The organism is Synechocystis sp. LEGE 06083 (assembly GCF_015207725.1).
GTDB lineage: Bacteria > Cyanobacteriota > Cyanobacteriia > Cyanobacteriales > Microcystaceae > Synechocystis > Synechocystis salina.
In genome coordinates this window covers 1-6,300 of record NZ_JADEWJ010000240.1, presented here as the reverse complement: position 1 = coordinate 6,300, position 6,300 = coordinate 1, and the positions used below count along the sequence as shown (strand labels likewise).

The window sequence follows — 6,300 nt, the reverse complement described above, 5'->3', positions numbered from 1 at the left end:
GATTTGGCCATTGCTGTAACAGCCGGAACCGCCTGGGGAAACTGGGTTATGCCGCGGTTTTCCCATGGGGGCGCAGAGAAGTCCACCTATCCTTGTTTTGCCATTTTGCCCATGTCTAGCACCGACATTAGTCAGCTCCAACCCGCCGATAAAAGGGACGTAATTGTTTACCAACCCTATTACCCGGACAAAAACAAACAGAAGTTATTGCCCTTGGCCCTTGGTCTTTATCAATTGGGCCAAGTAGAAGGGGCCCGGCGCATTGAGGGGGGAGAAAATCTTTCCTTTGTGGCCACTTGGTTTGTGTCCCGCCTCCCGTCGGAATTGACTCGGTGTCGTATGCAATTCGATGGCCAGGCAGATTTGAGTTATGAAATGACTGTGCTCAATTCTGAGTTTATGGATTATCTAATCGATCTAATTGCGGGATACGAGGAGAGTAAAAATATTGACTTTCCGCAAAATTTCTACCGTAAGCTTTTACGGCTGGATGATGCCTCGGCCGTTTAGTCAGTCATAGTAGTGCGTGCCATTAGTCCTGGGCAATGGGGCTTAAGTTATGCGGGAGCATACTGTGACCATGGCCATTGGGTATCGATCAAGCCAGTTTTTTAACAATGCCGTCGCTAAATTAATCGAAATAGCCCAGCAGTCAAATTTTTTCACCTAGTCCATCTAGTCAGGAGCGTTCCCGTGGTCAATTCACCCCAATGTTTATTAGTCGGGTCTTTGGAGCCCTACAGCGGCAAGTCGGGGATTATTCTCGGTTTGGCTCGACTTTTGCAACAACAGGGGATGGCGATCGCCTACGGCAAACCCATTGGCACGGCCATGACGAAGGCAGCGGTGGCCCTAGAGGAAGCGGATATTGAATTTATTAGCCAGAGTTTGGAGTTGGCACCAGCCCAAGTGCGTAAACCCCTGGTATTTTTGGACGAAGAGACCATTACCCGACGCCTCCAAGGGCAAGACCAAACTAACTATGCTGAAGCTCTGCAAGCCTCTATTCAGGATCTAACAGCGGATTTGGTTTTGTTGGAAGGCCCAGGCAATCTCTGGGAAGGTAGTTTGTTCGGGCTTTCCTTTTCCGAATTAGCAGCCAAAATTAACGCAGCGGTGCTGTTGGTGGGTCGCTACCACTCTCCCTTGGTGGTGGATGGGCTGCTCAAAGCTCGACAGACCTTGGGAGATAGCCTCAAAGGGGTGGTAATAAATGATATTCCCCTAGAAGCTTTGCCGGAGACGAAGGACTTGGTCAAGCCTTTCCTGGAAAGTCATGGCATTGCTGTGCTCGGCCTATTGGCGGAAGACCGTTTACTCAGAAGCGTCAGTGTGCGGGAACTGGCCCATCAACTGAATGCCAAAGTGCTCTGCAGTGAAGAGCATCTGGATTTGATGGTGGAGAGCCTCACCATTGGAGCGATGAACGTCAACTCCGCCCTGGAATATTTCCGTCAAGGGGAAAATAAAGCTGTGGTCACCGGTGGCGATCGTACTGATTTACAATTGGCCGCCTTGGAAACCTCCACCAGTTGTCTAATTTTGACTGGCCACGCCGGGCCCCAACCCCTTATTATCAGCCGGGCCCAGGATTTAGAAATTCCCATTCTCTCTGTGGACCAAGACACCCTGACCACCGTGGAAATTGTGGATCAAGCCTTTGGCAATGTGCGCCTCCAAGAACCGGTTAAGGTGCAATGTATCCAACAATTGATGGCCACCCATTTTGATCTCCAAGCCTTCCAAGAAATCATGGCCAAAGATTAGTCTGGTCTATTTTTTATTTGAAGTCTGTCGAAAAAATCCTAGTTTGCCCCTAAATCCCTCCATACTAAGGAACTTTTCTCTAGTCTCCCCCCAAGCTTCGGAGCACTGAGGGGCTGTTAAAACAATCTTTTGGGAGCGGTGTTTGGGAAAGTTTTCTGATTAACTGTAGGCCGTGTTTATTTCTGCCAATCTGAGCCTCAGGCTACAGTGGTTTTCGGAAAATTTGTGCAATCGAAACTGCTTCATCATGGGTAAATAAATAATCCAAAAAAGCCTGAGCAACAATGGATAATTGCTTCGATTTTTGATAAACAATATACCAATGCTTTTGTAGGGGAAATCCTTCCACGTCTAGCACGGCTAGGGGACCATGAACTCCCTCCAATGCCAGGGAATACAACGATAAAATGGAGATTCCCAGGCCCCCATAAACCGCTTGTTTAATGGCTTCATTGCTACTAATTTCCATCTCTACATTCATCTGTAGGCGATTTTCATTGAAAAATTCCTCCACTGCCATCCTAGTTCCTGAACCGGACTCCCGCATGATCAAAGGTTCCTGGATTATTCTTTCCAAGGAAATTTTCTTTTCATTGACCAATGGGTGCTGACGGGAGGCAATGACCACCAGGGGATTTTCTAAAAAGTGACGGATATTAATATCAAGATTTGACGGTGGTTTACCCAAAAAGTATAGGTCGTCTAAATTATTGGCTAGGCGGTCTAAAATTTGCTGACGATTGCCAATCTGTAGAGAAATGGAAATACCGGGATATTCTTGACGGAATTCCCCCAAAAGTCGTGGTACAAAATATTTGCCAGTGGTAATGGTGGCTAGGCGCAGGTTACCTTTTTTTAATCCCTGGAGATCGGCGATCACCTCCTGCAACTGATCAAGACAAAGGCCAATGTTTTCACTGGCTTGTAAAACCGCCTGCCCCGCTTCGGTCAAATAAATTTTTCGGCCAATTTGTTCATACAGCGGTACCCCGATCGCCTTGGTGAGTTGCTTCATCTGCTGGGAAACGGTGGGCTGGGTCAGGAATAACTCCTCCGCCGCTTTGGTGAAACTCCCCGTTCTGGCGATCGCCGCAAAAACCTCAAATTGGTGGAGGGTGGCATTTTTCATAGTGGCTCACATTTATAGATTACTTCTATAGATTACATAAAAAAATGGGTATTTATCTATTTTCAGGATTCCTTAATAATCAGAACATTCAAGTCCCCTTGGATTAGTCATTGTCCTCGGGCAGGCAGTCTAAAGCGTCCCCTGGTTTACACAGCCTAGGAGTCCCAGTACTCTTCCGTAAACCGGGGATATCCATGGCGCTTATTCCATTTTTCTGTCTGCCTTTTTTCATAGAAAATATCAATCAAAGTTATGGGATCATTCAATCGACGTAAATTTTTGCTCACCTCAGCGGCCTCTGCCACAGGGGCTTTATTTCTGAAGGGTTGCACGGGCAATCCCCCCGATCCCAACGCCGCCGGCACTGGCACTAGCCCTTCCCCCCAAGCGGCCGGGGATATCAGCCCAGAAATGATGCCCGAAACCCCCAATATTAAACTGGGCTACATTCCCATTGTGGAATCCGCTCCGTTGATCATTGCCCAGGAAAAGGGTTTCTTTGCCAAATATGGCATGACCGGGGTGGAAGTTTCTAAACAAGCCAACTGGGCCTCCGCTAGGGACAACGTCACCATTGGTTCCCAGGGGGGAGGTATTGATGGCGGCCAATGGCAAATGCCCATGCCTCACCTGATTACGGAAGGGATCATCACCAACGGCAACAAGGTGCCCATGTATGTCCTGGCGCAATTGATTACCCAGGGAAATGGTATTGCTGTGGCACCAATGCATGAGGGCAAAGGAGTAAACCTTGATATCTCCAAAGCGGCAGACTATATCAAAGGTTTTAACAAAACCAATGGCCGCAAATTTAAGGCCGCCCACACCTTCCCCAACGTTAACCAAGATTTTTGGATTCGTTACTGGTTTGCAGCCGGGGGTGTTGATCCCGACACCGACATTGACCTTCTGGCTGTGCCTCCCGCGGAAACAGTTCAGGGTATGCGCAACGGCACCATGGACGCTTTTAGTACCGGAGATCCCTGGCCCTATCGCATTGTGACAGAAAATATTGGCTACATGGCGGCTTTAACTGCCCAAATTTGGCCCTATCACCCAGAAGAGTACCTCGCCATTCGAGCGGATTGGGTAGATAAAAATCCCAAGGCAACCAAAGCATTGCTGAAAGGAATTATGGAAGCCCAACAGTGGATTGATGATCCCCAAAATCGTCCTGAAGTTGTCCAGATTGTATCCGGCAGAAACTATTTCAATGTTCCCCCCACCATTTTAGAGTCTCCCTTCAAAGGTCAATACACCATGGGAGATGGTCAGCCGGCCATTGATGATTTCCAAAAAGGTCCCCTCTACTGGAAGGACGGCATTGGCAATGTTTCTTATCCCTATAAGAGCCATGATTTATGGTTCCTAACGGAGAGTATGCGCTGGGGTTTCCACAAAGATGCCATTCCTGATTTCGATACAGCTCAAAAGATTATTGACAAGGTCAACCGGGAAGATATATGGCGAGAAGCGGCAACGGAAGCAGGGTTTACAGCCGACATTCCTAGCAGTACTTCCCGAGGCGTAGAAACCTTCTTTGATGGCATTACCTTTGACCCGGCTAATCCATCGGCTTATCTGCAAAGTTTGACAATCAAAAAAGTCTAACTAGCTATCAATTAAGCCATTTCACTGTTGATGATTAATCCATTACTATCAAGGAGACAATAATGACCACTACCATTCCCCAAAGGAAAAATCGGGCTACGGGGACCAATCCCTTACAAAAGTTTTGGCGCAAGCGTCGGGGCGATATTTTGCCCCCCATAGTCGGAATTTTAGGCTTTTTGTTGTTGTGGCAATTAATTTCCACGGCGGGTCTAATTAAACTTCCTCCCCCTAGTAGTTTGTGGACAGATCCCCGTACCCGTACCCTGTTGATGTATCCCTTTTACGACCGAGGGGGGTTGGATAAGGGGTTGTTTTGGCAAACCCTAGCAAGTTTGGGGCGGGTAGCCCAGGGCTATTCCCTAGCAGCCATTGTCGGCATCAGCATGGGAATTTTGGTGGGGACTCAACCCTTGGTAGATAAGGCCCTTGATCCGATTTTTCAATTTCTGCGCATGGTCGCTCCGTTGGCTTGGGTTCCCATTGCCTTGGTAGCTCTGCAGCAGAATCAACCGGCGGCAATTTTTGTTATTTTTATCACTTCAGTGTGGCCGATTTTAATTAATACGACGGAAGGGGTAAAACAGATTCCGCAGGATTATATTAATGTGCGCAAAGTATTGCGTTTGTCTCCCCAAAAGTTTTTCTTTAAAATTCTTATTCCCTCAGCACTACCTTATATTTTTACCGGCTTACGTATTGCCATTGGCTTAGCTTGGTTGGCAATTATTGCAGCGGAAATTGTGATGTCGGGCATTGTCGGTATCGGCTTTTTTATCTGGGATGCCTATCAACAGAACTACATCAGCGAAATCATCTTGGCAGTGTTTTATATCGGTGCGGTGGGTTTACTCCTAGACCGGGGCATTGCCTATCTCCAAAAGTTAATTGCCCCAGGACAGTAACAAACTCGCTGACCCCAGGAGGTTAACAATTTGCCTTGGAGAAAAAAAGAGACCATGAGCTTTTTTATTCACCGCTAACCATACACGATCAAAATTAGAGGAATTCATCGCAATGAAACAACATCGATTCACTTGGCTCGCAGGATTTGCCACCGTTACTAGCCTAACCACATTCCCTGGTTCCGCTGGGGCTCAGATGCTGTACGAGGATGTCGATCCCATGGCAATTACTCCAGTGCAGGAACTGACTACCTTGCTGGACCAGCCCATGGGCCAAGTGACATCGGTTTCGGAGTTGCGGGATGTTCAACCGACGGATTGGGCCTATGAAGCCTTAAAGAGTTTAGTGGAGCGTTACGGTTGCATTGTGGGTTACCCCGATCGCACTTTCCGCGGCGATCGAGCCCTAAGTCGTTGGGAATTTGCCGCTGGGCTCAATGCCTGTATGAATACCATGGAGCGGTTACTGCAAGAAAATGTAGCTGTGATCAAGGCGGACATTGAGAAGCTCCAACGGTTAGCCCAAGAGTTTCAGACGGAACTGAGTGCTTTGGGGGCCAGGGTGGATAACTTGGAAACCCGCACAGCCTACCTGGAAGACCATCAATTTTCCACCACCACTAAACTGAATGGGGAAGTGATTTTCTCCATCAGTGGTGCCACCGGAGGAGAACCGGACGCCGACTCTGCCCAGATAGTTTTTAACGATCGGGTGCGCCTAAACCTAACCACCAGCTTTACCGGCAAAGATGCCCTGATTACGGGGCTACAGGCCTACAACTTTACCGCTGGCAATCCTATTACCGGGACAGGGAGTGTGGCGGAAACCCTCTTTCCCAATGATGCCTCCATCTTGGGTGAAGGCATGACCAGTTTCAACTATTAACC

At 48.1% G+C, this 6,300-nt stretch carries 5 protein-coding genes and 1 pseudogene; 5 read left to right on the top strand and 1 reads right to left on the bottom strand.

Annotated features, from left to right (window positions below; translation table 11 throughout):
• Both ebsA and IQ219_RS15675 read left to right on the top strand, forming a co-directional pair.
• The coding region (gene ebsA / locus IQ219_RS15680) for a type IV pilus biogenesis protein EbsA (RefSeq protein ID WP_228017192.1) at positions 1–510 on the top strand (510 nt) is incomplete at its 5' end.
• Positions 511–693: 183 nt separating this feature from the next.
• A complete protein-coding gene (locus tag IQ219_RS15675) occupies positions 694–1,767 on the top strand; it encodes a phosphotransacetylase family protein (RefSeq protein ID WP_190599563.1) in 1,074 nt (357 codons plus the stop codon).
• A gap of 202 nt (positions 1,768–1,969) precedes the next feature.
• Here the strand turns inward: IQ219_RS15675 and cmpR are convergent, their stop codons facing one another.
• Positions 1,970–2,896, bottom strand: coding sequence for an HTH-type transcriptional activator CmpR (cmpR, locus tag IQ219_RS15670; protein WP_194020593.1), 927 nt, complete (start codon positions 2,894–2,896; stop codon positions 1,970–1,972).
• A 252-nt stretch (positions 2,897–3,148) separates the two neighbouring features.
• Here cmpR and IQ219_RS15665 point away from each other — a divergent pair, with 252 nt between their 5' ends.
• The 3 genes and pseudogenes from IQ219_RS15665 to IQ219_RS15655 all read left to right on the top strand — a co-directional run.
• A complete protein-coding gene (locus IQ219_RS15665) occupies positions 3,149–4,507 on the top strand; it encodes a CmpA/NrtA family ABC transporter substrate-binding protein (protein ID WP_194020594.1) in 1,359 nt (452 codons plus the stop codon).
• 62 nt (positions 4,508–4,569) lie between these two features.
• On the top strand, positions 4,570–5,412 hold the full coding sequence (gene ntrB, locus IQ219_RS15660; RefSeq protein ID WP_190599566.1) for a nitrate ABC transporter permease: 843 nt from the start codon (positions 4,570–4,572) through the stop codon (positions 5,410–5,412).
• 112 nt (positions 5,413–5,524) lie between these two features.
• Positions 5,525–6,286, top strand: a pseudogene (locus IQ219_RS15655) (iron uptake porin); the annotation flags it as partial.
• Between the last annotated feature and the right edge of the window lie 14 nt (positions 6,287–6,300).

Excerpts from the sequence above, each read along its gene's own strand:
- cmpR (WP_194020593.1), bottom strand. The coding sequence starts at position 2,896 with ATGAAAAATGCCACCCTCCACCAATTTGAGGTTTTTGCGGCGATCGCC.
- IQ219_RS15665 (WP_194020594.1), top strand. The coding sequence starts at position 3,149 with ATGGGATCATTCAATCGACGTAAATTTTTGCTCACCTCAGCGGCCTCT.
- ntrB (WP_190599566.1), top strand. The coding sequence starts at position 4,570 with ATGACCACTACCATTCCCCAAAGGAAAAATCGGGCTACGGGGACCAAT.